The organism is Pseudarthrobacter sp. MDT3-1 (assembly GCF_054510755.1).
In genome coordinates this window covers 146,047-169,117 of the sequence record NZ_JBTNDX010000001.1, presented here as the reverse complement: position 1 = coordinate 169,117, position 23,071 = coordinate 146,047, and the positions used below count along the sequence as shown (strand labels likewise).

At 66.8% G+C, this 23,071-nt stretch carries 22 protein-coding genes, 1 pseudogene and 1 riboswitch; of the genes and pseudogenes, 14 read left to right on the top strand and 9 right to left on the bottom strand.

The annotated features are described in order from the left end of the window. Positions 1-2: 2 nt before the first annotated feature. A complete protein-coding gene (locus ACX80X_RS00835) occupies positions 3-914 on the bottom strand; it encodes a LysR family transcriptional regulator (RefSeq protein WP_252599963.1) in 912 nt (303 codons plus the stop codon). Positions 915-1,048: 134 nt separating this feature from the next. Between ACX80X_RS00835 and tdh the strand changes: the two genes are divergently transcribed. The 5 genes from tdh to ACX80X_RS00810 all read left to right on the top strand — a co-directional run bounded on the left by tdh (position 1,049) and on the right by ACX80X_RS00810 (position 6,621). Further along, positions 1,049-2,095: an L-threonine 3-dehydrogenase gene (gene tdh / locus ACX80X_RS00830; protein ID WP_252599964.1), complete on the top strand. Its 1,047-nt coding sequence runs from the start codon at positions 1,049-1,051 to the stop codon at positions 2,093-2,095. A gap of 8 nt (positions 2,096-2,103) precedes the next feature. Further along, the gene (locus ACX80X_RS00825; protein ID WP_459310956.1) at positions 2,104-3,300 is read left to right on the top strand and encodes a glycine C-acetyltransferase; all 1,197 of its coding nucleotides are present in this window, start codon (positions 2,104-2,106) and stop codon (positions 3,298-3,300) included. A gap of 81 nt (positions 3,301-3,381) precedes the next feature. Further along, positions 3,382-4,512 carry an NAD(P)/FAD-dependent oxidoreductase gene (locus tag ACX80X_RS00820; protein WP_459310954.1) on the top strand — a complete coding sequence of 377 codons (1,131 nt, stop codon included), beginning with the start codon at positions 3,382-3,384 and terminating at the stop codon, positions 4,510-4,512. Positions 4,513-4,524: 12 nt separating this feature from the next. Continuing rightward, the gene (hutI, locus tag ACX80X_RS00815) at positions 4,525-5,736 is read left to right on the top strand and encodes an imidazolonepropionase (protein ID WP_252599967.1); all 1,212 of its coding nucleotides are present in this window, start codon (positions 4,525-4,527) and stop codon (positions 5,734-5,736) included. Positions 5,737-5,832: 96 nt separating this feature from the next. After that, complete coding sequence (locus tag ACX80X_RS00810) at positions 5,833-6,621, top strand: DeoR/GlpR family DNA-binding transcription regulator (protein ID WP_459310952.1); 789 nt, start codon at positions 5,833-5,835, stop codon at positions 6,619-6,621. A 17-nt stretch (positions 6,622-6,638) separates the two neighbouring features. On the opposite strand, the gene ACX80X_RS00805 is transcribed toward ACX80X_RS00810, so the two are convergent. Continuing rightward, positions 6,639-7,319: a histidine phosphatase family protein gene (locus tag ACX80X_RS00805; protein WP_252599969.1), complete on the bottom strand. Its 681-nt coding sequence runs from the start codon at positions 7,317-7,319 to the stop codon at positions 6,639-6,641. Between the two features lie 144 nt (positions 7,320-7,463). Between ACX80X_RS00805 and ACX80X_RS00800 the strand changes: the two genes are divergently transcribed. Next, on the top strand, positions 7,464-8,243 hold the full coding sequence (locus ACX80X_RS00800; RefSeq protein WP_252613688.1) for a CPBP family intramembrane glutamic endopeptidase: 780 nt from the start codon (positions 7,464-7,466) through the stop codon (positions 8,241-8,243). A 103-nt stretch (positions 8,244-8,346) separates the two neighbouring features. On the opposite strand, the gene ACX80X_RS00795 is transcribed toward ACX80X_RS00800, so the two are convergent. Then, on the bottom strand, positions 8,347-8,985 hold the full coding sequence (locus tag ACX80X_RS00795; protein WP_056348211.1) for a VOC family protein: 639 nt from the start codon (positions 8,983-8,985) through the stop codon (positions 8,347-8,349). 208 nt (positions 8,986-9,193) lie between these two features. Then, positions 9,194-9,308, top strand: a riboswitch (SAM riboswitch). Positions 9,309-9,320: 12 nt separating this feature from the next. On the opposite strand from ACX80X_RS00795, the gene metX reads away from it, so the two are divergent. Continuing rightward, positions 9,321-10,436 carry a homoserine O-acetyltransferase MetX gene (gene metX / locus ACX80X_RS00790; RefSeq protein ID WP_252599971.1) on the top strand — a complete coding sequence of 372 codons (1,116 nt, stop codon included), beginning with the start codon at positions 9,321-9,323 and terminating at the stop codon, positions 10,434-10,436. 97 nt (positions 10,437-10,533) lie between these two features. Here metX and ACX80X_RS00785 read toward each other — a convergent pair whose 3' ends face one another. From ACX80X_RS00785 to ACX80X_RS00775, 3 genes are read right to left on the bottom strand one after another with little or no spacing between them, the layout of a single operon-like run. Continuing rightward, positions 10,534-11,064, bottom strand: coding sequence for a hypothetical protein (locus ACX80X_RS00785; RefSeq protein ID WP_252599972.1), 531 nt, complete (start codon positions 11,062-11,064; stop codon positions 10,534-10,536). A 13-nt stretch (positions 11,065-11,077) separates the two neighbouring features. Continuing rightward, on the bottom strand, positions 11,078-12,286 hold the full coding sequence (locus ACX80X_RS00780; protein ID WP_459310949.1) for a winged helix DNA-binding domain-containing protein: 1,209 nt from the start codon (positions 12,284-12,286) through the stop codon (positions 11,078-11,080). Positions 12,287-12,345: 59 nt separating this feature from the next. Beyond that, positions 12,346-13,194, bottom strand: a complete 849-nt coding sequence (locus ACX80X_RS00775) for an SGNH/GDSL hydrolase family protein (RefSeq protein ID WP_459310990.1) — start codon at positions 13,192-13,194, stop codon at positions 12,346-12,348. 94 nt (positions 13,195-13,288) lie between these two features. Here ACX80X_RS00775 and ACX80X_RS00770 point away from each other — a divergent pair, with 94 nt between their 5' ends. After that, the gene (locus ACX80X_RS00770; protein ID WP_252599973.1) at positions 13,289-13,939 is read left to right on the top strand and encodes an alpha/beta hydrolase; all 651 of its coding nucleotides are present in this window, start codon (positions 13,289-13,291) and stop codon (positions 13,937-13,939) included. A gap of 81 nt (positions 13,940-14,020) precedes the next feature. Here the strand turns inward: ACX80X_RS00770 and ACX80X_RS00765 are convergent, their stop codons facing one another. Continuing rightward, on the bottom strand, positions 14,021-14,254 hold the full coding sequence (locus tag ACX80X_RS00765) for an RNA-binding S4 domain-containing protein (protein WP_104063054.1): 234 nt from the start codon (positions 14,252-14,254) through the stop codon (positions 14,021-14,023). A 33-nt stretch (positions 14,255-14,287) separates the two neighbouring features. Between ACX80X_RS00765 and ACX80X_RS00760 the strand changes: the two are divergent. The 3 genes and pseudogenes from ACX80X_RS00760 to ACX80X_RS00750 all read left to right on the top strand — a co-directional run bounded on the left by ACX80X_RS00760 (position 14,288) and on the right by ACX80X_RS00750 (position 17,421). Further along, positions 14,288-14,876, top strand: a pseudogene (locus tag ACX80X_RS00760) (DMT family transporter). Between the two features lie 128 nt (positions 14,877-15,004). Further along, positions 15,005-16,390, top strand: a complete 1,386-nt coding sequence (locus ACX80X_RS00755) for a glycine--tRNA ligase (RefSeq protein ID WP_252599974.1) — start codon at positions 15,005-15,007, stop codon at positions 16,388-16,390. A 2-nt stretch (positions 16,391-16,392) separates the two neighbouring features. Continuing rightward, positions 16,393-17,421: a GNAT family N-acetyltransferase gene (locus ACX80X_RS00750; RefSeq protein ID WP_252613687.1), complete on the top strand. Its 1,029-nt coding sequence runs from the start codon at positions 16,393-16,395 to the stop codon at positions 17,419-17,421. Positions 17,422-17,437: 16 nt separating this feature from the next. Here the strand turns inward: ACX80X_RS00750 and ACX80X_RS00745 are convergent, their stop codons facing one another. Both ACX80X_RS00745 and ACX80X_RS00740 read right to left on the bottom strand, forming a co-directional pair. Beyond that, positions 17,438-18,238 (bottom strand): DUF1295 domain-containing protein, encoded by an 801-nt coding sequence (locus ACX80X_RS00745; RefSeq protein WP_252613686.1) that lies wholly within the window; start codon positions 18,236-18,238, stop codon positions 17,438-17,440. Further along, a complete protein-coding gene (locus ACX80X_RS00740) occupies positions 18,235-18,975 on the bottom strand; it encodes an alpha/beta hydrolase (protein ID WP_252613685.1) in 741 nt (246 codons plus the stop codon). The genes ACX80X_RS00745 and ACX80X_RS00740 overlap by 4 nt, the downstream gene beginning before the upstream one ends. An 80-nt stretch (positions 18,976-19,055) precedes the next feature. On the opposite strand from ACX80X_RS00740, the gene ACX80X_RS00735 reads away from it, so the two are divergent. The 3 genes from ACX80X_RS00735 (at position 19,056) to ACX80X_RS00725 (ending at position 23,056) form a co-directional block, all read left to right on the top strand. Further along, on the top strand, positions 19,056-20,519 hold the full coding sequence (locus tag ACX80X_RS00735) for a YibE/F family protein (protein ID WP_252613684.1): 1,464 nt from the start codon (positions 19,056-19,058) through the stop codon (positions 20,517-20,519). 76 nt (positions 20,520-20,595) lie between these two features. Beyond that, positions 20,596-21,774: a tRNA dihydrouridine synthase DusB gene (gene dusB, locus ACX80X_RS00730; protein WP_252599979.1), complete on the top strand. Its 1,179-nt coding sequence runs from the start codon at positions 20,596-20,598 to the stop codon at positions 21,772-21,774. Then, on the top strand, positions 21,758-23,056 hold the full coding sequence (locus ACX80X_RS00725; protein ID WP_252599980.1) for a deoxyguanosinetriphosphate triphosphohydrolase: 1,299 nt from the start codon (positions 21,758-21,760) through the stop codon (positions 23,054-23,056). Before dusB ends, ACX80X_RS00725 begins: the two co-directional genes overlap by 17 nt. Positions 23,057-23,071 lie beyond the last annotated feature (15 nt).

Sequence of the window (23,071 nt, the reverse complement as noted above, 5' to 3'; positions counted from 1 at the left end):
GGTTAGCCCTGCTCCACCAGCCCGGTCATGATCGCCTGCAGCGCCTCGCACACAATCATCACAGAGCGGCGCTTCAGGTTCTCCGGCCGGGCCAGGATGTCGATCCGCCGCCGGGTGCTGATGCCCTCCAGCGGCCGCAGCACAATGCCGGGGTTGAGCACGGGCCGCGCCGTATGCCGCGGCAGCAGGCCCACCACACCCCCCGCCGCCACCAGCGCGGCCACGGTGGAGTAGTCGTTGATCCGGTGGACGATGTTCAGTTCCTTGCTGGAGACGGCCGCGACGGCGGACAGGACGTCGGCGGGGGAGTATCCGGTGTGGCTGGTCACCCAAGGTTCGCCCACGACGTCGGCCGCGGTGAGAGTGCCCTGGCGGGCCAAGCGATGGCCTGCCGGCAACGCAACATCCAGCGGTTCGTGCGCCAGCGGAATCACCGCAACACGCTCCTCCGGCCAGCGCGGGCTGTGGTCCATCCGGTGCGCCAGCACCAGGTCGTACCGCGCCGTCAGCGCCGGGAAGTCCTGCTGCGCCACGTCCTCGTCGGAAAGCTGGATCCGCGGCTGGCCGGGCGCGTCCAGCATGCGCGCGAGCGGCGCGAACAGCGCCTGCCCCGCGCTGTGGAAACCGCTGATGGTCACGGTGCCCACCGGCGAGCCGTGATAGGCGCCGATGGCTGTCCGGGCGTCCGCCATGGCACTGACGACGGCGGCACCGGCGTCGGCGAGCACCTGCCCGGCCTCGGTCAGCACCAGGTTGCGGCCCTCCTTCCGGGTCAGCGGAACCTCAACATTGCGCTGCAGGAGTGCCAGTTGCTGGGACACCGCGGAGGGCGTGACCATCAGCGTCTCCGCCACCGCCTTCACGCTGCCCAGGGCTCCGAGTTCGCGGAGGATTTCCAGCTGATGAATTTCCATCCGCCCAGTCTATGCATTAGAGAACACTTCATCGTCGATTGAGAGAATTCTGCTTGTGCTAATGCTTCGAAATGGCTCTAATGAAGGGAGACCACACCCGCTGGCCGCGGGCGCTGCCAACAGTCAGGAAGCCAATGAAGGCACTCTACAAGTCCGGTGCACACGCCGGGTTCGAGCTGGTTGACCGGCCCGAGCCCGAGGCCGGCCCCAACGACGTCAAGATCCGGGTCATAACCACCGGGATCTGCGGCACCGACCTGCACATCCAGTCCTGGGACGCCTGGGCCCAGAGCATGATCGAGGCACCCCTCATCGCCGGCCATGAGTTCTACGGTGAAGTGGTGGAAATCGGCGACGGCGTCCGCGACGTCAAAGTGGGGGACCGCGTATCCGGCGAAGGCCACGTGGTCTGCGGGATCTGCCGGAACTGCCGCGCAGGCCGCCGCCACATGTGCATCCACACCGTCAGCGTCGGTGTGCAGAGGGACGGCGCCTTCGCCGAGTACGTGGTCATCCCCGAGACCAACGTCTGGGTTCACCATGACCCCTCCATCACACCGGAACTCGGCGCGATTTTCGATCCGTTCGGCAACGCCGTGCACACCGCCCTCAGCTTCCCGCTGGTGGGCGAGGACGTGCTCATCACCGGGGCAGGACCCATCGGCCTGATGGCCATCGCCGTGGCCCGCCACGCCGGGGCGCGCAAGATCGCCATCACCGATGTCTCCCAGCCACGGCTCGAGCTTGCACGCCAGCTCGGCGTGGACCTCACCATCGACGTCTCCACCACGCGCGTCAAGGATGCCCAGCGTGAACTCGGCATGCGCGAGGGCTTCGACATCGGCATGGAAATGTCCGGCCACCCCACCGCGCTGCCTGAGATGATCAACAACATGAACCACGGCGGCCGCATTGCCATGCTCGGCCTGCCCAGCCAGGACATCACCATCGACTGGGGCAAAGTAGTCACGCACATGCTGACGCTGAAGGGCATCTACGGCCGCGAAATGTATGAGACGTGGTACGCCATGAGCGCCATGCTCTCCTCCAACCCCGTGCTGCACGCCGGCATCTCAGCGGTAGTGACGGACAAGCTGCCCGCCGCAGAATGGGAAAAAGGCTTCGCCACCGCCCGCGCCGGCGTCGGCGGAAAAGTTGTCCTCGACTGGACCGAACTCTAAGGAGCACCATGTACACCTCCATCAAGGACCAGCTGCAGGCTGAGCTGGACGACATCCGCACCGCCGGACTCTTCAAAACCGAACGCAGCATCAACTCCCCGCAGTCCAGCCACATCACGGCAGGGCAGATCGGCCAGCCCGGCGCCACCGTCCTGAACTTCTGCGCCAACAACTACCTGGGCCTTGCGGACCACCCGGACATCATCGCCGCGGCAAAACAGGCCATGGACTCGCGGGGCTTCGGCATGGCCAGCGTCCGCTTCATCTGCGGCACCCAGGACCTGCACCTGGAGCTGGAAGCCAGGGTTTCCAGGTTCCTCGGCACGGAGGACACCATCCTGTTCTCCAGCTGCTTTGATGCCAACGGCGGCGTCTTCGAATCCCTCTTCGGCCCTGAGGACGCCATCATCTCCGACGCCCTCAACCACGCCTCCATCATCGACGGCATCCGGCTCTGCAAGGCCCAGCGGTTCCGCTACGCGAACCAGGACATGGCGGAGCTCGAGGCCAGGCTCGTTGAGGCGAAGGATGCCCGGCGCAAGATCATTGTCACCGACGGTGTGTTCTCCATGGACGGCTACCTGGCACCGCTGGAAGCCATCTGCGACCTCGCCGAGATGCACGACGCCCTGGTGATGGTGGACGATTCCCACGCCGTCGGCTTTATGGGTGCCACCGGTGCAGGAACCCCGGAGCACGCAGGCGTGTCCCGGCGCGTGGACATCTACACCGGAACGTTCGGCAAGGCCCTGGGCGGCGCGTCCGGCGGCTACGTGTCCGGCCGCAGTGAAGTGGTGGCCATGCTCCGCCAGAAAGCGCGCCCGTACCTGTTCTCCAACTCCCTGGCCCCCGCGATCGTCGCCGCGACCATCAAGGCGCTTGACCTGGTGGAGAACTCCGGTGACCTGCGGACCCGGCTGTTCGATAATGCCCGGCTGTTCCGCCGCCGGATGACCGAGGAGGGCTTCGAACTCCTGGACGGCGAACACGCGATTGTTCCCGTGATGTTCGGGGATGCCGTGATGGCCGCCAACGTGGCGGACCAGATGCTCCGGCACGGCGTCTTCGTCACCGCGTTCAGTTTCCCGGTAGTCCCGCGCGGCGCCGCCCGGATCCGTGTGCAGCTTTCAGCGTCGCACTCAGCGGACGACGTCGAAGCGTGCGTGGGTGCGTTCGTCGCCAGCCGTGCGGCGGTAGCAGGCTAACCCAGCCGGGTTAACCCAGCCGCGCTAAACCCCTGGTGGGTGCCCGGCGCGGCCGCAGAGCAACTCTGCAAGGATGGAGCCATGGCAGCACACTACGACGTCCTGATTGTGGGCGGCGGCATCGCCGGCCTGTCCCTGGCCTCCGCGCTCGCGGGCAGCTGCAGCGTGGCGCTGGTGGAAGCGGAGCAGGAGCTGGCGTACCACACGTCCTCCCGCTCCGCCCGCCAGCTTATTCCGAGTTACGGCCCTGAGGTGGTCCAGGAACTCACGGTCCGGACCCTGGAGCTGATGGCGGCCCGGGACGCGCAACTGCCCGAACCTGTCCTGACGCCGCGGAGTTTTATGCTCATCGGCACCGAGGAGTCCGTCCGCGCCGAGGCCAGCGGCCACATGAGTCCCATCACGCATGACCGGGCACTGGAGCTTTGCCCTGCGCTGGTCCCCGGGGCTTTCTCCGCCGCCGGCCTGGACACCGGATCCTTCGGCTGCAACGCCCCGCTGCTGCTGGCCGACCACCGGCAGCGTGCAGAAGCCGCCGGCGCCGACATCATCACTGGGGCCCGCGTACATTCCGCCCAGCGGCTGGGCTCGGGCTGGGAGATCGGCGCCGGGCAGGAAGCTTTCGAAGCCGGGGTGCTGGTCAACGCGGCGGGCGCCTGGGCTGATGAAATCGCGGTGATCAGCGGGGTGGAGAAACTTGGGCTGCAGCCGTACCGGCGCACTGCGGCAGTTGTCGACGTCAAACGTCCCTTGCCCGAGCACAGCCCCATGGTGGCGGCAGCGGACAATTCGTTCTACTTCCGCCGCGAGGGGGAGCACGTGCTGATCTCGCCGTCGGAAACGGTGCCCAGCGGACCGGAGGACGCCCGGCCGCGGCCCGGCGATATCGAGCGGCTGATCGTGAGGCTCAACCAGCTGACCACGTTGGGAATCCGCGGAGTACGGAGCGCGTGGACGGGGCTCCGGACCGAGGCAGCCGACGGCGTCCCGGTAGCCGGTTTCGACGCCGAAGCCCCAGGGTTCTTCTGGCTTGCCGGTCAGGGCGGTTACGGTTTCCAGACCTCATCGGCCATGGCGGAGCTCGCCGCCGCGCAAATCCTGGCAGGACAGGGCGCCGGGCACAGCGCCGGGCACAGTTCCGGCGCGGCCCACCATCCGGCATCCCGGACAGCGGAGGCGCTGGCCGCCGCGCGCTGGTCCATCCGGCGCTGAACAATGGAACCTATGAGCACCCTGATCACCAATATCGCCGAGCTGATGACCCAGGACCTGGAACACCGCGTCCTTAGGAATGCCGCCGTGGTGATCGAGGGCGAACGGATCGCCTGGCTCGGTTCCGCCGCGGATGCGCCGGCGGCCGATGACGCCGTGGACGCCGGCGGCCGGGCCGTGCTGCCGGGCTGGGTGGATTCGCACACGCACCTGGTCTTCGCCGGCGACCGCACTGCGGAGTTCGAGGCGCGGATGGCAGGGGAGTCGTATTCGGCCGGCGGCATCGCCGTAACCATGGACGCCACCCGGCGGGCCTCCGATTTCGACCTCACCCGGCTGGCGATGGCGCGCGTGTCCGAGGCCGTATCGCAGGGCACCACCTACGTCGAAACCAAGACCGGGTACGGGCTGGACATTGAGCACGAGGCCCGGATCGCCCGGATCGCCTCCACCGTCGCAGACGAAGTCACCTACCTGGGCGCCCACCTGGTACCCGCGGGCACCGATGCGGAGGCCTACACCGACCTCGTCTGCGGGCCCATGCTTGACGCCGTCCGGCCCTACGTCCGGTGGGCGGACGTGTTCTGCGAGGAAGGAGCCTTCAACGTCGAGCAGTCCCGCCGTGTGCTGGAGGCGTGCCGGGCCGCCGGGCTGGGGATCCGCGTCCACGGCAACCAGCTCGGCGAGGGTCCCGGCGTGCAGCTCGCGGTGGAACTCGGGGCAGCCAGCGTGGACCACGTGAACTACCTGTCGGCCCGTGATGTGGCGGCGCTGGCGGAAAGCTGGTCCGCCTGGAATCCGGACACAGGCACGGGGGACCGCGGCACCGTCGCAACCTGCCTCCCCGCGTGCGATCTTTCCACCCGGCAGCCGCTGGCCCCGGGGCGCGAACTGTTGGACGCCGGGGTGCAGGTGGCGCTGGCCTCCAACTGCAACCCGGGTACGTCCTACACCAGCTCCATGGCGTTCAACGTGGCTACGGCCGTCCTGCAGATGCGCCTGAGCGTCCACGAAGCGGTGCGTGCCGGAACCTATGGAGGCGCGCTGGCGCTGCACCGGGAGGCAGGGCACGACGCCGACGGCGTACGGGCGGTGGGTTCGCTCGCCGTCGGGCACCGGGCAGACCTGCACATGCTCAACGCCCCCTCCGCCACGCACCTCGCCTACCGCCCGGGCATGCCGCTGACGTACGGTGTGTGGCGGGCCGGTGCGCGGGCACGGTAGCCAGACTCCGATTTGTTGACGCAAAATGATTGTTACGAACTGTTATGATCAGATAACGTCATATTCTGGTGACTGTTTGATCGCTGAGAGGCCCCCATGACCCGCACTGACCGCTTGACGGCCATCCTCAATATCCTCGCCAAAACCGGCCAGGTGGAGGTGGAAGAAATCGTGGGCACGCTGGGTGTATCGCCGGCCACGGCACGGCGTGATCTGGACAGCCTGGCCAAGCGACGGCTGCTGACCCGCACCCGGGGCGGAGCCACCACCGGCGCCCTGGCGTACGACCTCCCCGGCCGGTACAACCGTGACGACCACGCCGAAGCCAAGGAACAGATTGCCCAGGCGGCTTCGGCGCTCATTTCACCCGGCGCGGTGATCGGGCTTTGCGGCGGCACCACCAGCACGGCCCTCGCGCAGATCCTGGCAACGCGGGAGGACCTCAACGCTCCCGCCAACCAGCCCACCCTGACGGTGGTTACCAACGCCATCAATATCGCTGCGCAGTTGGCTGTCCGCCCCAACATCAAAGTCATGGTGACCGGCGGCATCCTGAACCCCCGCTCCTACGAACTGGTGGGCCCGTACACCGACATCATCATGCAAAAGGTGGTCATGGACATCGCCTTCATCGGCGTCAATGGCATCGACCCCGAGGTAGGCCCCACCAACACGGGGGAGGGTGAAGCGTCAGTGAATGCCCTGCTGGCCAGCCGGGCCCGGGTTTCCTATGTCCTGGCCGACTCCTCCAAAGTTGGCGTCAGAGCCTTCGCCACCATGGACGGCTACGCGTTCAACCGCCTGATCACCGACTCCGGTATCTCCGCGGAGGACAAGGCAGCGTTCGAAGCCAACGGCACCGAAGTGATCGTGGCTCCGCACTAAGTGACCAGCAACAACCCCTAAAAGATCATCGGCGGCGCATCCAGGACGGTCTCGTCCACCCGGCGGTCCACCCACTGGCTGAACGGAATATCGAGTTCGTACTTGCCCAGGTCGGTGCGCAGAAGGGTCCGCACCGCGGCATTGTCCGGGTTGTTGAGTGATTCGAAATACTCCACCGACCAGTGGAACCAGCGCATGCAGAACAGCCGCATGGTGAGCCCGTGGGTCACCAGCAAGGTGTTGGGGGCGTAGTCCGGCTTAGACCAGTGGCGATACAGCGTCTCCATGAACGACGAGATCCGGTCGTAGACGTCGGAGCCGGATTCGCCTTCCCGGAACCGGTAGAAGAAATGGCCGTAGGCGTTGCGGAGTTCCTTCTGGTCCTCGATATCGCCGGTGATCTGAAAATTGGCCCAGTCCTGCTCACGGAGGCGTGGCTCTTCGATCACCCGTTCCGTGAGGCTGCCAAGGTTGAGTGCCTCCAGGGTCTGGTGCGCCCGCAGGTACGGCGATACATAAACGCAGACCTGGCGGCCGTCCAGCTCGCGGCGGATCCGTTCGCCGGCCGCCGTGGCCTGCGCCAGGCCCAGGGGAGTCAACGGAATCCGGTAGTCCGGGACCCTGTTGTAGATGGACGTATCGACATTGGCCGCGGACTGGCCGTGCCGGATCATGAAGATTTTCCCTGGCGCGCTCATAAGCCCCAAGCATAGGTGCCGCCCCGAGGATGCTCTCTCACTTTTGGTGCGTTTTCGGCGGACGCTCTCTCACTTTGGTCAGCCCCGGCGAGCTGGCCACCCCCGAATCAGCGAAGAACCAGAAACTAAAGGCAAGATGGAACCATGTTGGTTCCCTCCCGCCGTCGGCTGCGGATTGAAGTCTGGATTGTGCTGGGTCTGTCCCTGGGGCAGTCCGCCGTCTACTCGGTGGTGCAGCTGCTGGACAAGATGACGCGTGCACCGCTGGCCGAAGGCACGTCCACGCTGAACCGGTCACAGAGCCCCCGCGAATACTTCGATCTCACCTACCAGCTGCTGGACATCATTTTCGCCCTCGTGCCCGTGCTGCTGGTCATCTACTTCCTTACGGACCAGCGGCAATCCGGCGCCGGAGTGAGCCCCCAAGGCTGGTCCGCCTTCCGGAAGCTGGGGTTCAACTTCGCCCGGCCGGGCCGTGACCTGCTGCAGGGCTTTGGCCTCGCGGCGCTGATCGGGATCCCGTCGCTGGGCCTCTACGCAGCGGGACGTGCCCTGGGGATCACCACCGCCATCATCCCCAGCGCGCTCGACTCATACTGGTGGACGGTTCCCGTCCTGATCCTGTCCGCGCTGCGGCACGCCATCGTGGAAGAAGTCATTGTGGTGGGTTACCTCCTGGACCGCTTCGGCAAGTTCGGCTGGAGCATGCCCCTGGCCATCTTCACTAGCTCGATGCTCCGCGGCAGCTACCACCTTTATCAAGGCTTCGGGCCGTTCATCGGCAACGCAGTGATGGGTGTGGTCTTCGCCTGGCTCTACACAAAGACCAAACGGGTGATGCCGCTGGTTATCGCACACGCGCTGCTGGACATCGTTGCCTTCGTTGGCTTCAGCCTCTTTGGCAGGGCTGTGGGCCTGGGCTAAGGGGGTTTGTCCGGCTCAGGTCCAGCTTAAAAGGATTCGGCCGCCATCGGTGGGTGGCATCATTGGCACCCGCTGATGGCGGCCGAAGCTATTGAACGTGCAATCAGATGGTGACTGCTCCGGTAGCGGTTTCGAAGGTTACTGACAGGATGCCCGGGGTTCCATGCGGAGCCACCCAGTCAACGGCCACATCCTCCAGCGGCTTCTCGACGGGCTCGCCCAGCCATTCCGTCACGCGTTCGGCGGAACCGGCTATGGTCAGGCAGCTCATCTTGACGTTGCTCTCATAGGCGTTGGACGGGTGCAAGGCGGGGTCACCCTCCCACTTGAGCATGTACGGGACCTGAGGGTCCGCGATCAGGCCCAGGATGCCGATCTGCTTCCAGACCAGCTCGCGGCCGTCCGGGAACTTGCGGTTGCCGTTGACGGCGGCACGGCCCAGGCGGTCTTCGAACGGAGCGAGGTCGTCCACTTCGACGCACCAGCCCATCCAGCCGCCGCCGGCTTCGGATCGGGCCCGGACAGCCTGCCCGAAGGGAGCCTTGTCCGATGCCGGGTGGTTCAGGACCTCCACGACTTCCAGGTATTTATGGCCCGCGAGGGGAATAATCATGTTCCGGGTTCCAAACCGGGGGTGCACGCCACCCTTCACGGCTTCAACGCCAAGGGCGGACGAGATACGTTCGGTGGTGGCAACGAGGCCATCTTGTTCACAGGCGTAAGAGACGTGATCCATGCGCATGCCATCATCTTGGCACTTTGTGATCCGGCTCTCAGCTAAGGGTAGCCTTACCGGAATCCTGATGCGTCAGGAGTGGACATTTCCGGGCGGCCAAGGGTGCGGCGGAGCCCAACAAAGACGCGGCAGGCCAGCCGCAGTAGGGCTCCCGCGAAGTCACAACCAGTCACACGCTTAGCAATAGACCGGGGCTGTTCGTACACTCGAAGCAGGTCATGAGTGCCAGCGACAGCCCCGGCTTGCTGGCCGGCAACCCTCTTTTGCGGCGGGGTGCCCCGGGTGAGGACCTGGCCTGCCGGTCAATTGACGGTGGGCAAGCGCGTAGAAAAGGTCCTTCCATGACGATTACGATTTCCCGTACCGCAGAACCCGGGAACGGTGTGGTCCGTTACGCCAGTATTGGCGGACTCGAGCTCGAAGCCGGCGGATACCTCCCGGAAGTCACCCTCGGCTATGAAACGTGGGGAACCCTCAACGCGGACGGCTCCAACGCCGTCCTGATTGAGCACGCCCTGACCGGAAGCACACACGTGACGCGCGGCGACAGCGACGAGCCCGGCTGGTGGGAACAGCTGGCCGGGCCGGGTGCGCCGGTGGACACGGACCGGTTCTTTGTGGTCTCCATCAACATCGTGGGCGGCTGCTACGGCTCCACTGGGCCGTCCTCGGATGCCCCGGACGGCAAGCCGTGGGGGTCCCGCTTTCCGTTGGTAACGCTGCGGGACACCACCGCGGCCGAGGCCAGGCTGGCTGACCAGCTGGGAATCCCGAGCTGGTACGCCGTGCTGGGCGGTTCCATGGGCGGCGCGCGGGCCCTGGAATGGGCGGTCACCTATCCGGAACGGGTTCAGCGGTGCGCCGTTATCTCGATCGGTGCCGCCAGCACCGCCGAACAGATCGCATTCGCCCAGGCGCAGACGCTCGCCATCCGCCAGGACAGCAATTTTAACAACGGCGACTACTACGGCGGTCCGCTGCCGGAGGACGGACTGGCCCTGGCACGGCGCATCGCGCACATCACCTACCGCTCCGCCGAGGAATTCCATGGCCGCTTCGGCCGGTCGGCCCAGCACCCCGAATCGCCGTTCCAGGCGGCAGCGCTGGGGGAGCGGGGCCGCTACCAGGTGGAAAGCTACCTGGACCACCAGGGCAAAAAGCTGGTGCGGCGCTTTGATGCCAACAGCTACATCGCCATCACCGACGCCCTGATGAGCCACGACGTCTGCCGCGGGCGGGGCTCGCTGAACGAGGCCTTGGGCCGGGCCACTGCCAGGTTCTTCGTGGCTGCGGTGGACAGCGACCGGCTGTACTTCCCGTCCCAGTCCCGTGAACTGGCTGACGCGCTCCCCGGCGACGTGGACGTGCACGTTATTGAGGCCCCGATCGGCCACGACGGCTTCCTGACCGAGATCGGCCAGCTCGGCGTCCAGCTCCGAGACACGTTCCTGATCTAAGCGCCAGGGGACACTTGAGCCCCTGCCCTTAAACGCGAGAGGACACTTGAGGCCCTGGAATCAGGGCCTCAAGTGTCCTTTCGCGCTGACTAAGCGATCAGCCGTTCATGATGTCGGAGCGGCGCTTCATGTAGTCCTCCATGGCCAGCTCGCCGTTGCTGTACTGCTGGTCGAGTTCGGCCAGCTTGCGGGCACGGTATCCCTGCGGGCCCGACGGCGGCAGGGGAATGCCGGGGGCGGCAGGCTGCTGCGGTGCTTCCGCGCGCTGCTCCGGCACCGGCTGGCCGTTGGGTTGCGGCTGGCCGTACGGCGGGAACTGCTGATCCGCAGAAGGAATCGGCTGCATGGGCGGCAACGGCTGGCTCGGCGGCAGGGGCTGCGGGCTCATGATCTGCCGGAAGCCGCCACTCATGTAATCCTGCTGCGTGTAGCCGTCACGGGGCTGCTTGTTCTGCGGCCCCGGGTACTGATCGCTGCCCGGGTACTGCCCGCCGCCTGGAAACTGCTCGGGGTAGCGGCCGGAAAAGCTCTGCTCCTGGTTCCGTTTGTTCACGGATTTCCGGTACATCCGCATCGCCATCGGTATCACGAACGACAGAATGATGATCCAGAAAAACAAGCTGTTCACGGTGTAGCGCCTCTCATATGTGTCCTTCCAGCTTAACCCCGGAGCCCACACGCGCGGCCGGGATCCCCAGGAAGGCCCCGTACCGGTCCACGGCGTCCTGCACGGCATCTTCCGTGGCCCGGTCCGCGGCAGCGGACAGCCGGATATCCAGCTCACAGCGGCCGGAGAACATGGTGTGCCGCCAGCAGCCGGCCATCCGCCCGTCCAGCAGCACCACATGCATCGGATCCCCGGCGACCGGGAACGCCGGAGCGCTGCCGCCCAGATAGTGCCGCGTTGCTGAATAGCCCATCACGTATTCGTCGTAGCACTGGATCAGGTCGATCCGCGGTCCTGCCGCGGCCGTGGCGTTGCCGGCCTCCGAACCGCCCTCCGCGCCGGCGTCGAAATAATGCTCGACGCCGTCAATCACCAACGTTGCCAGCGTTTCGGGAGCAGCCGCCAGGGTCTGTTGGAGGCCGAGGCGCACGTCGGCCATGGTGAGCCCGGACCAATCGGCGCAGTCCTTGACGGTGGCCGGACCGCGGCTGGTGAAGTAGCGCCGGACGAGCTCGCTGAGCGCTTCGGCCCGGGTGGGAGGCCCGGGCGGGCCGGCAGGTACACGCTCGTCAAAAAGGGCGTAGGTCTGCTTCAGGGACCCGCCCCGGCTGCGCACTGGCGACCCGCTGGTCAGGATTCCGCTGATCTCGGCGTGCATGATCAGGTAGGCCAGCTGGAAGCCGGTGGCCGCGAACCCTTCGTCCTGCAGCCGCGAGGCCAGCTGTTCGCGGGTCAGGTGTGAGCCGCCCCGGACGGCTTCGGCCAGGACCTGTCCGCTCCGGTCAGCGGCGGCGGCATCAATCCCGGTCTGCCGGGACATGCCCGCGTTGCCCTGGTGAAGCCGCGGCGCGGACAAGGCCGTCAGCCAGCGAAGGTCCTCGCGGTGCACAAAATGCCAGGTGGGCCGCAGGATATGGGTGCGCAGGATGCGCCCGTCGGACACCGCCTCCTCCACCTCCGCGGCTGTGGCCACCGAAGTCGAGGTGGCAGCAACCCGGTGAGACGGGGCCCCAACGGCAGGTCCAAGACTGCCGGTCCTTTGCGCCAGGCTCCAGCGGGCGTAAGGAAACTCCTGCGTCTGGACAGCCAGCGAGTGCCGGACGGCGTCCTCCGGGGCGCCCAGGCCGGGCCCGCGCAGCCGTTGGGCGTGAAGCCGCCGCCGCACTACCTCATCCGGATTCATGCCCGTCCGGGGGAGCTGTCCCGGGGTCACGCCGGGCCGCCGGTCACGCCGGGCCGCCGCTAGCGCCGGGCGTCGATGGTGCCCAGCGGCCCCTCGCCGGAACCCAACGGAACGCCCGGGCCGAACACGGGTCCCGGCGTCGGGCGTTTTGCGGTGATTCCGTCGCCGGAGGAGCGGTGGCGCAGCCGCCGCACCACCCACGGGACAAAGTACTCGCGGGCCCACACCAGGTCCTCGGAGCGGGCTGTCCGCCACGTGCGGGTGGGCAGGGGCTTGGGCCGGAGAGGCTCGAGCGTGTGGTCCACGTTGAGCGATTCCAGCACCATGGCGGCGATGGTGTGGTGTCCCAGCGGCGAAAAATGCAGGCGGTCTTCGTCCCACATCTGCGGATCGTTCAGCTGCTTGAGCGACCACATGTCGGCGATGATGGCGTCATGGCGGGCGGCCACTGTGCGGAGGTTCTCGTTGTAGATGGCCACCTTGCTGCGGATCCGTCCCAGGACCGAGGATCCGGTATCCGGACCGTTGAACAGCACCACCGTGGCGCCGCCCATGGCCAGGATCTGGACCACTGAATCAAGTTTTTCGGCGAGGGCGTCGGGGTCGCCGCCCGGCCTGATGAGATCGTTGCCGCCGGCGGAAAGGGTTATCAGGTCCGGCTTAAGCGCCAGGCACGGAGCGAGCTGTTGGTCCACGATCTGCTGCAGCAGCCGGCCGCGGACGGCCAGGTTGGCATAGGCGAAGTCCGCCTGGCCCCTGCCCAGTTCCTCGGCCACGCGGTCCGCCCAGCCGCGGAAGCCGCCGGGGCTTGTGGGGTCCGGGTCGCCGATGCCCTCGGTGAACGAATCTCCCATCGCCACATAGCGGCTCCAGGGGTGGGCTTCCGTGGCCCTGGGCGGGCTCTGCATGGCTTTTGTGTCATTCACGGTCCTATCCTGCCTCCTTGCTCACAAGCTACGCCACCGTAGGTAGTTACCGCCGGGTAACTGTAAGAATGGAACCATGACTGACGCCCAAGTATTTCCCGCCCCCGTTGTTCTGTGGTCCCGGCCGGAGGACCAGCGCACCGGAAAGCCGCTGCTGGTGCTGCTCCACGGCTACGGCGCCAACGAACAGGACTTGCTTAGCCTGGCGGATATGCTTCCCGAAGACTTTGTAGTTGCTTCGCTCCGGGCGCCCCTGGCTACGGGCCCCGGGTTTATGTGGTTCCCCCTGACGGCCTCCATCGAATACACGCTCGACGCCGTCAAAGCTGGCGCCGGTTACGTGCAGGACTGGATTGACACCGTCAAGGCCGACCACCCGACGGTGACGCTGCTCGGCTTTTCCATGGGAATGGCGATGGCCACCACGCTGCTCCGGCAGCGCCCCGCTGACTACGCCGCCGTCGTCGGGCTTTCCGGTTTTGTGGTCAACGCGGACGGGGACCCCACGTTCAAGGATGGCGAACTGGACGGTACAGTGCCGCTCTTCTGGGGCCGCGACCAGCAGGACCCCGTGATCACGCCCGACAAGATCGAGTACACCATGGGCTGGGTGCGCGGGCACGTCAAGCTCACCAAGGTCCTATACACGGGCATGTGGCACGGCATCAACCAGCAGGAAATCGGGCACGTCTCCGAGTTCCTGACGCACGAGGTGCTGAACAAATAAACGTACGACGGCGGCCGGTGGCACAGTGCCGCCGGCCGCTTACGCTGTCCTCACCGTCTGGGGCTGGGCCAGGCCTGTTAATCAGGCTTCCGGTGCCACAACCTGCACGGTCTGCCCGTTGACGGTGACGGTGTCGCCGTTGTGCAGCTGGCGTCCGCGGCGGTCCTCGATCTCGCCGTTGACCTTGACGAGTCCATTTTTGATCAGCTCGGCGGCTTCCACGCCGTCCTCCACCAGGCTGGCGAGCTTCAGGAGCTGGCCAAGACGGATCATGCTGTCGCGGATGGGGATCTCTTGAATGTCCTGGTTGCTCATACAAGCAATAATGCCTGACGTAAGGTGAATTCAATGACCCACACCCCACGGCTGCCGCGCTTCGCGGGGCTCCCGCTGGCCGTCGGCGCGGGACTGGCCATTCCCGTCCAGGGCCGGATCAACGGGGCCCTCGGCGTCCGGCTCAACGACGGCATCGCCTCGGCCGTGGTGGGTTTCAGCACCGACCTGGTGGTGATGTCCTGATCTCCCTGATCCGGCCGCGCCGGCCTGGCCAGGATCCTGCCAGCCGTCCGGACCCGGGCTTTCCCGCCCGTGTACGTGCTGGCCGGCGGCATCGGTGCCCTATTTGTCTTCGCGCGTCCTTCACCGTGGGCATCCTGGGTGTGGCACTGTTTACCGTGGCCGCGGTGACGGGGCAGACCCTGAGCGGGCTGCTGGTGGACCGGCTGGGCATCGGAGCCTGGGAGTGCTGGTGACCGGGCTCGGCATGATCGCCGGACAGCTCCTTGGCTCCCTGGGGCTGGACCTCCTGGTGCCGGCCCCCGGGAGCGTCGTGGCCCCGGCCACCGTCCTGGGCACACTGCTGACGCTGGCCGCCATCATCCTGGCCACACTGCCGTGGCCGCGGGGCGCCTTCCGGAGGCAGCGGCCGGTAGGCTAGGACACGCAGTTCTCTGCAACTTGTTCCTTCGCCCGCCCCGCCCGCACCCAGCGGTGATGCACCCACGTGCAGCGGGGCCAGATACCCGCGGACCGCACCCAGCGGCCCTGTAGAAATTGGAGTCCACCATGGCAGCAAAATCCGTACTCGACCAGGTCATTTCCCTTTCCAAGCGAAGGGGTTTTGTGTTCCAGGCCGGTGAAATCTACGGAGGCTCGCGCTCTGCCTGGGACTACGGACCCCTCGGCGCCGAGCTGAAGGAAAACATCAAGCGCCAGTGGTGGCAGTCCATGGTCCGCGGCCGCGAGGACGTGGTGGGCCTGGATTCCTCCGTCATCCTGCCCCGCCAGGTATGGGAAGCCTCCGGCCACGTTGATGTCTTCTCGGACCCGCTCGTGGAGTGCCTCTCCTGCCACAAGCGCTACCGCGCGGACCACCTCGAGGAAGAGTACGAGGAAAAGAAGGGCCGCCCCGCCGAGAACGGCCTGAAGGACATTGCCTGCGTCAACTGCGGCACGCGCGGCGAATGGACCGACCCCCAGGAGTTCTCCGGCCTGCTCAAGACCTTCCTCGGCCCGGTGGCCAGCGACGAAGGCATGCACTACCTGCGCCCCGAAACGGCCCAGGGCATATTCGTGAACTTCAGCAACGTCCTGACCACCTCCCGCAAGAAGCCGCCCTTCGGCATCGGCCAGATCGGCAAGTCCTTCCGCAACGAGATCACACCGGGCAACTTCATCTTCCGCACCCGTGAGTTCGAGCAGATGGAAATGGAGTTCTTCGTCGAGCCCGGCACGGACGAAGAGTGGCACCAGTACTGGATGAAAGAGCGCATGTCCTGGTACACCGGCCTGGGCATCCGGGAAGAGAACCTGCGCTTCTTCGAGCACCCGCTGGACAAGCTCAGCCACTACTCCAAGGGCACCACGGACATCGAATACCGCTTCGGCTTCCAGGGCTCCGAATGGGGCGAGCTCGAAGGCATCGCCAACCGCACCGACTTCGACCTCTCCACGCACTCCAAGGCCTCCGGCCAGGACCTGAGCTACTTCAACCAGGCCACCAACGAGCGCTACACCCCGTACGTGATCGAGCCGGCCGCAGGCCTGACCCGTTCCTTCATGGCGTTCCTGGTGGACGCGTACACCGAGGACGAGGCACCCAACGCCAAGGGCGGCGTCGACGTCCGTACCGTCCTGCGCCTTGACCCGCGCCTGGCCCCCGTCAAGGCTGCGGTGCTGCCGTTGAGCCGCAACGAGGACCTCTCGCCGAAGGCCAAGGACCTGGGCGCGCAGCTGCGCAAGAACTGGAACATCGACTTCGACGACGCCGGCGCGATCGGCCGCCGCTACCGCCGCCAGGATGAGATCGGCACCCCGTTCTGCATCACCGTGGACTTCGACACCCTCGAGGACCAGGCCGTGACCATCCGTGAACGCGACTCCATGAGCCAGGAACGCGTCTCGCTGGACAAGGTGGAAGGCTACTTGGCCGCCCGCCTGATCGGCGCCTGAGCATGGCGATCGAATACCGCGAATGGCGTGAGGGCGATGACCTGACGCTGCTGGAAATCTGGGGCGGCCCGGAGACCGAGCAGGCCCGGCAGTTCCGCGGTGCCCTGACCGTCTCCTCAGCCGGCACGGACGGCACCCCCTGGCGGCGCTGCATCGTGGCCGAGGACGTCATTGACGGCGTCGGCATTCCGGTGGCGGCGGGCGTGGTTTACGAGGCCTCGCTGCACCCGGAGCGGCTGTGGACCTACATCGAGGTGGCGCGCGATCACCGCCGCGCCGGCATCGGTGCCACGCTCCTGACCATGCTGCGCCGCGAAGCCGAGCAGGCGCCGTCGGGCGTTACCCGGCTGCGCGCGAAAGTGCAGCCGGGCACTCCGGGGGCCGCGTTCGCCGAGGCGTTCGGGCTCGCGCCCATCCAGCGTTCCCGGCTGGTGGTGGTGGAGCCGGGCGCACTCAAGCTGCCCGTGTTCCCTGCGAAGAACGACGGCGGCGGGCTGGCCAACGACGAAAACGCCGGCTCCGACGTCGTGATGGACCTCGCCACCGGCTCGGTTGAGCTGACCGACGTCGTGGGGCGGTATTACACGTCGATCCACGGCTGGGATTCGCCGGGCGTGCTGTCGGTGGGGCAGGTGCAGAAGCTGTTCCTGGATGACCTCACCGGCGCCCACGGTGCGCTGGTGCTGCGCGCCGAGCCGGGATCCGCCTTTGGCGCCGGGGTTTCCCCCAGCAAGAAGGGCCGGATCCGTGCCTTTGCGGTGAGCTATGCGGAGGCAGCCCAGGACCCGACGGCGGATGCTTCGGCCCAGGGCGCAAAGGCCACGGATGTGTTTGTGGGCCACGAACCCGCGCTTGAGGCAGACGACGCCGCAGCCGCCGTCCGTGACCTGCTCTCGCTCCTCGCGTACCAGCACCCGGTCATGCTGGAACTGGACGATTCGATGACCGCGCTGCGCGCCGCCGTCGAGCCCTTGCTGGAATCCGGCAAGGCGCGCCAGGCCGGTGCCGAAACGCTGATCGTCTCGGACTGACCCCACCCGGGGGAGGTTACCGGCGTTTAGGCGGCCACGGGATGAAGCCGCTGGTTGCCTCGACGTATTCCCGGTAACCGGGCCGCCCGGACATCGCCTTTTCCGTCAAGGGCTTCCCGGTCTTCCCGGCCAGCGTCCACACCATCAGTGCCGGGGACAGGATGGTCAGGATGCCCGGCCAGGAGTCTGCGGCGATGAGGAACAGCCCCGTCCAGATAGCCGCGTCGCCGAAATAGTTGGGATGCCGGGTATACCGCCACAAACCGGTATCCAACACCGTGCCGCGGCGGGACGGATCCTTCTTGAACCGGGCCAGCTGCCAGTCGCCCACGGTCTCGAACACAAACCCCGTCACCCACAGCAGGACGCCGAGCACGGCCACCCACCCGACAGGCCCGGTGGCGAACATCCCCACCTGCAGCGTCAGGGTCACAAAAAACATAACCACGCCCTGCGGCAGGTAGACACGGCGGAGCGCGAACGCGTTCCTGGATCCGGGCGCCGGGTCCAGCAGGGCCTTGTAGCGCGGGTCTTCATGTCCGTCGCGCGCCCGCCAGCCAATATGGCCGCCCAGCCGCAACCCCCAGACCGCCGTCAGCAGAAGCAACAAGGCCCGGCGGGTGTCATCGCCCGATCCGGCCGACAGGAACCAGGACACCACGGCCACCGCAACGAAGCCGGGGCCCCACGCGACGTCCATCACCGAGTGCCGGCCCTGCCGGACGGCCACACCAAACGTCAGCGCCAGGACCGCCAGGACCGCCAGTGCTGTCCAGGGCAGCGACGCCGCGAACTCCGGCCACGGAAAAGGGCTCACAGGGCCACCTCGGCGGCGGACCCGGGCACCAGCTCAGTCAGCTTGCTCGAGGCCTGGTGTGTGAACCCGGTGCGCTCGGCGAAAGCCTTCATCACAAAACCGGTGGCCAACGTGTGCCACAGCCGGCCGCGGCGCACCATAAAATGCCCGGAACCGCGCAGCGAAACATACTGCATGCAGGCTGCTGTCCCGGTGGCTCGGCGCGCAAACGCCAAGGACTGGGACGGGCTGGTCATATGGTCTCCCGTGCCGTGGACAATCAGGACCTTTCGTCCGGCGAGCGGGGTGGCGGGTGTCTCCGGGCCGAGCCACGGGGCCAGCGCCACCACGGCGTCCACCTGCGGATCGTCCGCGGCACTCACTGCGGTGAGGCCGCCCATTGAGTGCCCCACCAGATACACGGGAACCCCAGGGTACTGCGCACTCATTTGCTGGAGGGCCCAGCGGGCATCCTGCAGTGCGGACCGGTCCGGCCCGTTCCAGCCACGCACGCTGTTCCGCAGGGACCACACCGCCAGCCCGTGGTCCTTCCCGGCACGGTGCAGGTGACGGGCGAACGTGACCATGCGCAGCGGGCTCAGGTGGCGGGCCTCCACGGGCTCAAAGCTGTGTGCCTTGCCCCCGTGCAGGACCAGTGCCACGCCCCGCGTTATCCCGGCGGCCGCCAGCACAGTGAGCGCCGCCTCCCGCCTCGCAGCAGGTTCGTTGGTATGGAATTCAGTCCTGCGGTCCGTCACGCGTGGTTCCTCCCGGTTCCTGCCATTTACCAACCTTAAGGCGCCGGACGTAGAGTTCAAGGTATGAGGTTCAACTGCTGATGGGCTCCGGTCACACCCACGTTTCAACAGATCATTCGGAGCCGACGGCCCAGGCGATTGCTGCCCGCCGGAAGGCAAACCGCATCCTGGCCGCGGTGCTGGTGCCGCTGACGCTTCTGACCCTGGCGGGCATGGCCATGCTGTGGCCGTCCGGGTCCAAGGACGGCATCTCCCTTGCCAGCCCCTATTCGGCGGCGCCCGGCGTCACGTTCGATACGGGCAAGATCCAGAGCGTCGTGGAAGAAAGCTGCATGCAGGGCTCCACCGCCCCTGGCCAATCCTCGGACACCAGCGGCCAGCCCGCCCCCGCCGGCTCCGACTGCATGTTTGCCTTTACTGAACCGGACCAGGGCGGCAGCCCCGTCAAAGTGGTGATCAGTCCGGATGTGGCGAAATCACACGGCGTGAAACCGGGTGACCAGATCAGGTACCTGAACCTTTCCAACGCCCAGGGCGCCTCGGCGTCGCAGGGGTCCCCGAGCTACATCTTTGTTGACTTCGTCCGGACCCTGCCCATCGTGATACTGGCGCTCCTCTATGCCCTGGTGGTCATCGCGGTGGCGCGCTGGCGTGGATTCCGGGCACTCCTGGGGCTGGTGGGCGCGTACTTCGTCCTTGCCGGCTTTATGCTGCCCGGCCTGGTGGAGGGAAAACCTCCCCTGCTGCTGGCGCTGGTGGGGTCAACGGTGATCATGATCGGGGTCCTGTATTTTGCCCACGGTTTCTCCGCGCGGACATCCACGGCACTGCTGGGCACCATGTTCGGCCTGGCCATCACGGCGCTGCTGGCAGCTTGGGCCACCGACGCCGCCAACCTGGCCGGGGTGGGCAGCCATGACGCCACCACCCTCATCAATACCTCGGCCAACATCTCCATTTCCGGGGTGATCCTGTGCGGCCTCATCATCTCCGGACTCGGTGTCCTGAACGATGTCACCATCACGCAGTCCTCCGCCGTTTGGGAACTCTACGAGTTGGCTCCCGGCACCAGCGCCCGCAAACTCTTCACCTCGGCCATGCGGATCGGCCGGGACCATATCGCCTCCACGGTGTACACCATCGCGTTCGCCTACGCCGGCGCAGCCTTGCCCATCCTGATCATCGTGATGCTGTACAACCGGCCGCTGGGGGACACCCTGACCAGCGCCGAGCTTTCCGAGGAAGTCATCCGCACCCTCGTCGGCTCCATAGGCCTGGTCCTCGCCATCCCCGTAACCACCCTGATCGCCGTGCTGGTGGTTAAGGCCACCGGCGTCAGGACGGCGGGTCAGCCCGCCATTGGCGTCCCGGACGAAGACCGCCGCCCCGATGGCACCTCGGGCGCTGCTTCCATCAACGCGGACGACGTCGGCGATACCGGTGCGCTCGCAGCGGCCGCCTTTGAGAGGCGGTCACGGCAGTCCACGGAAGATTCCGCCGATCCTGCCACCACCTGGAGGGGGCGCCGGGCAGACCGCGGCTGAACGGCAACTGAACGAAGCCATGGCGACCCAAATGGGCTCGGCGCGCCGATTTGCCCGCCTTTGCGACAATGGACAGGTGACTGTTACCGCAACGCCTCCCGCCCCCAAGCTGGAACTCCCGCCCCTGAAGCTGGGCCCCATCACGGTGGACACCCCCGTGATCCTGGCTCCCATGGCGGGCATCACCAACTCCGCTTTTCGTCGTTTGTGCCGTGAATACGGCGGCGGCCTGTACGTGGCGGAGATGGTCACTTCACGCGCCCTCGTTGAACGCACACCCGAATCCCTGCGCATCATCTCGCACGACGACGACGAAAAAGTCCGCTCCGTCCAGCTGTACGGCGTGGACCCCGTTACCGTGGGCCAGGCAGTGCGCATGCTTGTCGAAGAGGACCGCGCGGACCATATCGACCTGAACTTCGGCTGCCCCGTTCCCAAGGTGACCCGGCGCGGCGGCGGGTCCGCCCTGCCCTGGAAGACCGATCTCTTCACCTCGATTGTCCAGACCGCGGTCAAGGAAGCGTCCAAGGGCAATGTCCCGCTCACCATCAAGATGCGCAAGGGCATCGACGATGACCACCTGACGTACCTCGACGCCGGCCGGATCGCCCGCGATGCCGGGGTCGCCGCCGTCGCTCTCCACGGCCGCACCGCTGCGCAGTTCTACTCCGGCCAGGCCGACTGGACCGCAATCGCCCGCCTGCGCGAGGCGCTCCCGGACATCCCTGTCCTGGGCAACGGCGATATCTGGTCCGCGGAAGATGCTGTCCGGATGGTCCGCGAAACCGGCGTCGACGGCGTGGTGGTGGGCCGTGGCTGCCAGGGCCGCCCGTGGCTGTTCGGCGACCTGATGGCGGCCTTCGAGGGAAGCGATGTCCGCCACCAGCCGGACCTGGGCAAGGTGGCCGAGAGCGTCTACCGGCACGCTGAGCTGATGGTGGAAACCTTCGGTGATGAAGGCAAAGCGCTCCGGGAGATCCGCAAGCACATGGCCTGGTATTTCAAGGGCTATGTGGTGGGCAGTGAACTGCGGACCAAACTGGCCATGGTGACCAGCCTGGAGGTGCTGCGCGACACGCTGGACCAGCTGGACCTGGGCTCGCCGTACCCCGGCGTGGATGCCGAAGGCCCGCGCGGCCGCGCAGGCTCGCCCAAAAAGCCGGCCCTGCCCAAGGACTGGCTGGAATCCCGTGCCCTGAACGCCGCGCAGTCCCAGGACATCTCCGCCGCGGAGCTGGATGTTTCCGGTGGCTGAGACGCGCACCACGGCGCAGGCCCTGCCCGGCTACGAGGCCCACGATTCCGCCCGCTGGGTGGAGGAACCGCCCAAAAACAACTACCGCTCCGACTTTGAGCGGGACCGCGCCCGGGTGCTGCACTCTTCCGCCCTGCGCCGCCTCGGCGCGAAAACGCAGGTAGTTGCCCCGGACACCGACGACTTCGTCCGCACCCGGCTGACCCACAGCCTCGAGGTTGCCCAGGTGGGACGGGAACTGGGCCGCGCCCTGGGCTGCGACCCGGACGTGGTGGACACCGCCTGCCTGAGCCATGACCTGGGGCACCCGCCGTTCGGGCACAACGGCGAGTCCGCCCTGAACGAGGTGGCGCATGCCATCGGCGGCTTCGAAGGCAACGCCCAGACCCTCCGGCTCCTCACCCGGCTGGAGCCCAAGGTCCTGGCCACCGACGGGCGCCCGGCCGGCCTGAACCTCACGAGGGCCAGCCTGGATGCCGCGGCCAAATACCCTTGGTCCGCGCTGAACGCGCCGGTGATCCACGGCCAGCGCACCAGCAAGTTCGGCGCCTATGAGGACGATCTGCCCATCTTCAACTGGATCAGGGAGGGTGCGCCGGAACGCCGCTCGTGCCTGGAGGCGCAGGTTATGGACCTGGCCGACGACATTTCCTATTCCGTGCACGACGTCGAGGACGCGATCGTGGCCGGGCACTTCCAGCTGCGCTGGATGGACAACCCGGACCACCGGGCCCGTGTGGTGGGCTACGCCAAGCAGTGGTACCTCCCGCACAACGACCCCGCCGCGATCGACGCCGCCCTGGCCCGGTTGGAAGCCACCGACGTGTGGGTCCGCGAGGCCGACGGCAGCCGCAAGTCCATGGCCGCCCTGAAGAACATGACCAGCCAGCTGATCGGCCGGTTCTGCCAGAGCGCCCTGGAGGCCACCCGTGCCGTCTACGGCCCGGAAAACCTCACGCGGTACAGCGCCGAGCTGATGGTCCCGGACGAGACGGTCATGGAGATCGCGGTGATGAAGGGCCTGGCCACCACGTTTGTGATGACCACCGAACACCGCCAGCCCATCTACGAGCGCCAGCGCGAGGTGCTGCACGCGCTGGTCACCGCCCTGAACGCCACGGGGGACCGCCACCTGGAGCCGATGTTCGCGGCTGACTGGCGGGACGCGCCCGACGACGGCGCGCGGCTCAGGGTGGTCATCGATCAGGTGGCGTCGCTGACAGACGGCTCGGCGCTGGCAATGTACGAACGGCTTGTGGGGAGCCTTCCCTCGCTGTGGTGACAGACGCCATAGCGA

Coding starts and splice junctions, on each gene's coding strand:
- ACX80X_RS00835 (WP_252599963.1), bottom strand. CDS start 914: ATGGAAATTCATCAGCTGGAAATCCTCCGCGAACTCGGAGCCCTGGGC.
- tdh (WP_252599964.1), top strand. CDS start 1,049: ATGAAGGCACTCTACAAGTCCGGTGCACACGCCGGGTTCGAGCTGGTT.
- ACX80X_RS00825 (WP_459310956.1), top strand. CDS start 2,104: ATGTACACCTCCATCAAGGACCAGCTGCAGGCTGAGCTGGACGACATC.
- ACX80X_RS00820 (WP_459310954.1), top strand. CDS start 3,382: ATGGCAGCACACTACGACGTCCTGATTGTGGGCGGCGGCATCGCCGGC.
- hutI (WP_252599967.1), top strand. CDS start 4,525: ATGAGCACCCTGATCACCAATATCGCCGAGCTGATGACCCAGGACCTG.
- ACX80X_RS00810 (WP_459310952.1), top strand. CDS start 5,833: ATGACCCGCACTGACCGCTTGACGGCCATCCTCAATATCCTCGCCAAA.
- ACX80X_RS00805 (WP_252599969.1), bottom strand. CDS start 7,319: ATGAGCGCGCCAGGGAAAATCTTCATGATCCGGCACGGCCAGTCCGCG.
- ACX80X_RS00800 (WP_252613688.1), top strand. CDS start 7,464: ATGTTGGTTCCCTCCCGCCGTCGGCTGCGGATTGAAGTCTGGATTGTG.
- ACX80X_RS00795 (WP_056348211.1), bottom strand. CDS start 8,985: ATGCGCATGGATCACGTCTCTTACGCCTGTGAACAAGATGGCCTCGTT.
- metX (WP_252599971.1), top strand. CDS start 9,321: ATGACGATTACGATTTCCCGTACCGCAGAACCCGGGAACGGTGTGGTC.
- ACX80X_RS00780 (WP_459310949.1), bottom strand. CDS start 12,286: ATGAATCCGGATGAGGTAGTGCGGCGGCGGCTTCACGCCCAACGGCTG.
- ACX80X_RS00775 (WP_459310990.1), bottom strand. CDS start 13,194: ATGCAGAGCCCGCCCAGGGCCACGGAAGCCCACCCCTGGAGCCGCTAT.
- ACX80X_RS00770 (WP_252599973.1), top strand. CDS start 13,289: ATGACTGACGCCCAAGTATTTCCCGCCCCCGTTGTTCTGTGGTCCCGG.
- ACX80X_RS00765 (WP_104063054.1), bottom strand. CDS start 14,254: ATGAGCAACCAGGACATTCAAGAGATCCCCATCCGCGACAGCATGATC.
- ACX80X_RS00755 (WP_252599974.1), top strand. CDS start 15,005: ATGGCAGCAAAATCCGTACTCGACCAGGTCATTTCCCTTTCCAAGCGA.
- ACX80X_RS00750 (WP_252613687.1), top strand. CDS start 16,393: ATGGCGATCGAATACCGCGAATGGCGTGAGGGCGATGACCTGACGCTG.
- ACX80X_RS00735 (WP_252613684.1), top strand. CDS start 19,056: ATGGGCTCCGGTCACACCCACGTTTCAACAGATCATTCGGAGCCGACG.
- ACX80X_RS00725 (WP_252599980.1), top strand. CDS start 21,758: ATGTTTCCGGTGGCTGAGACGCGCACCACGGCGCAGGCCCTGCCCGGC.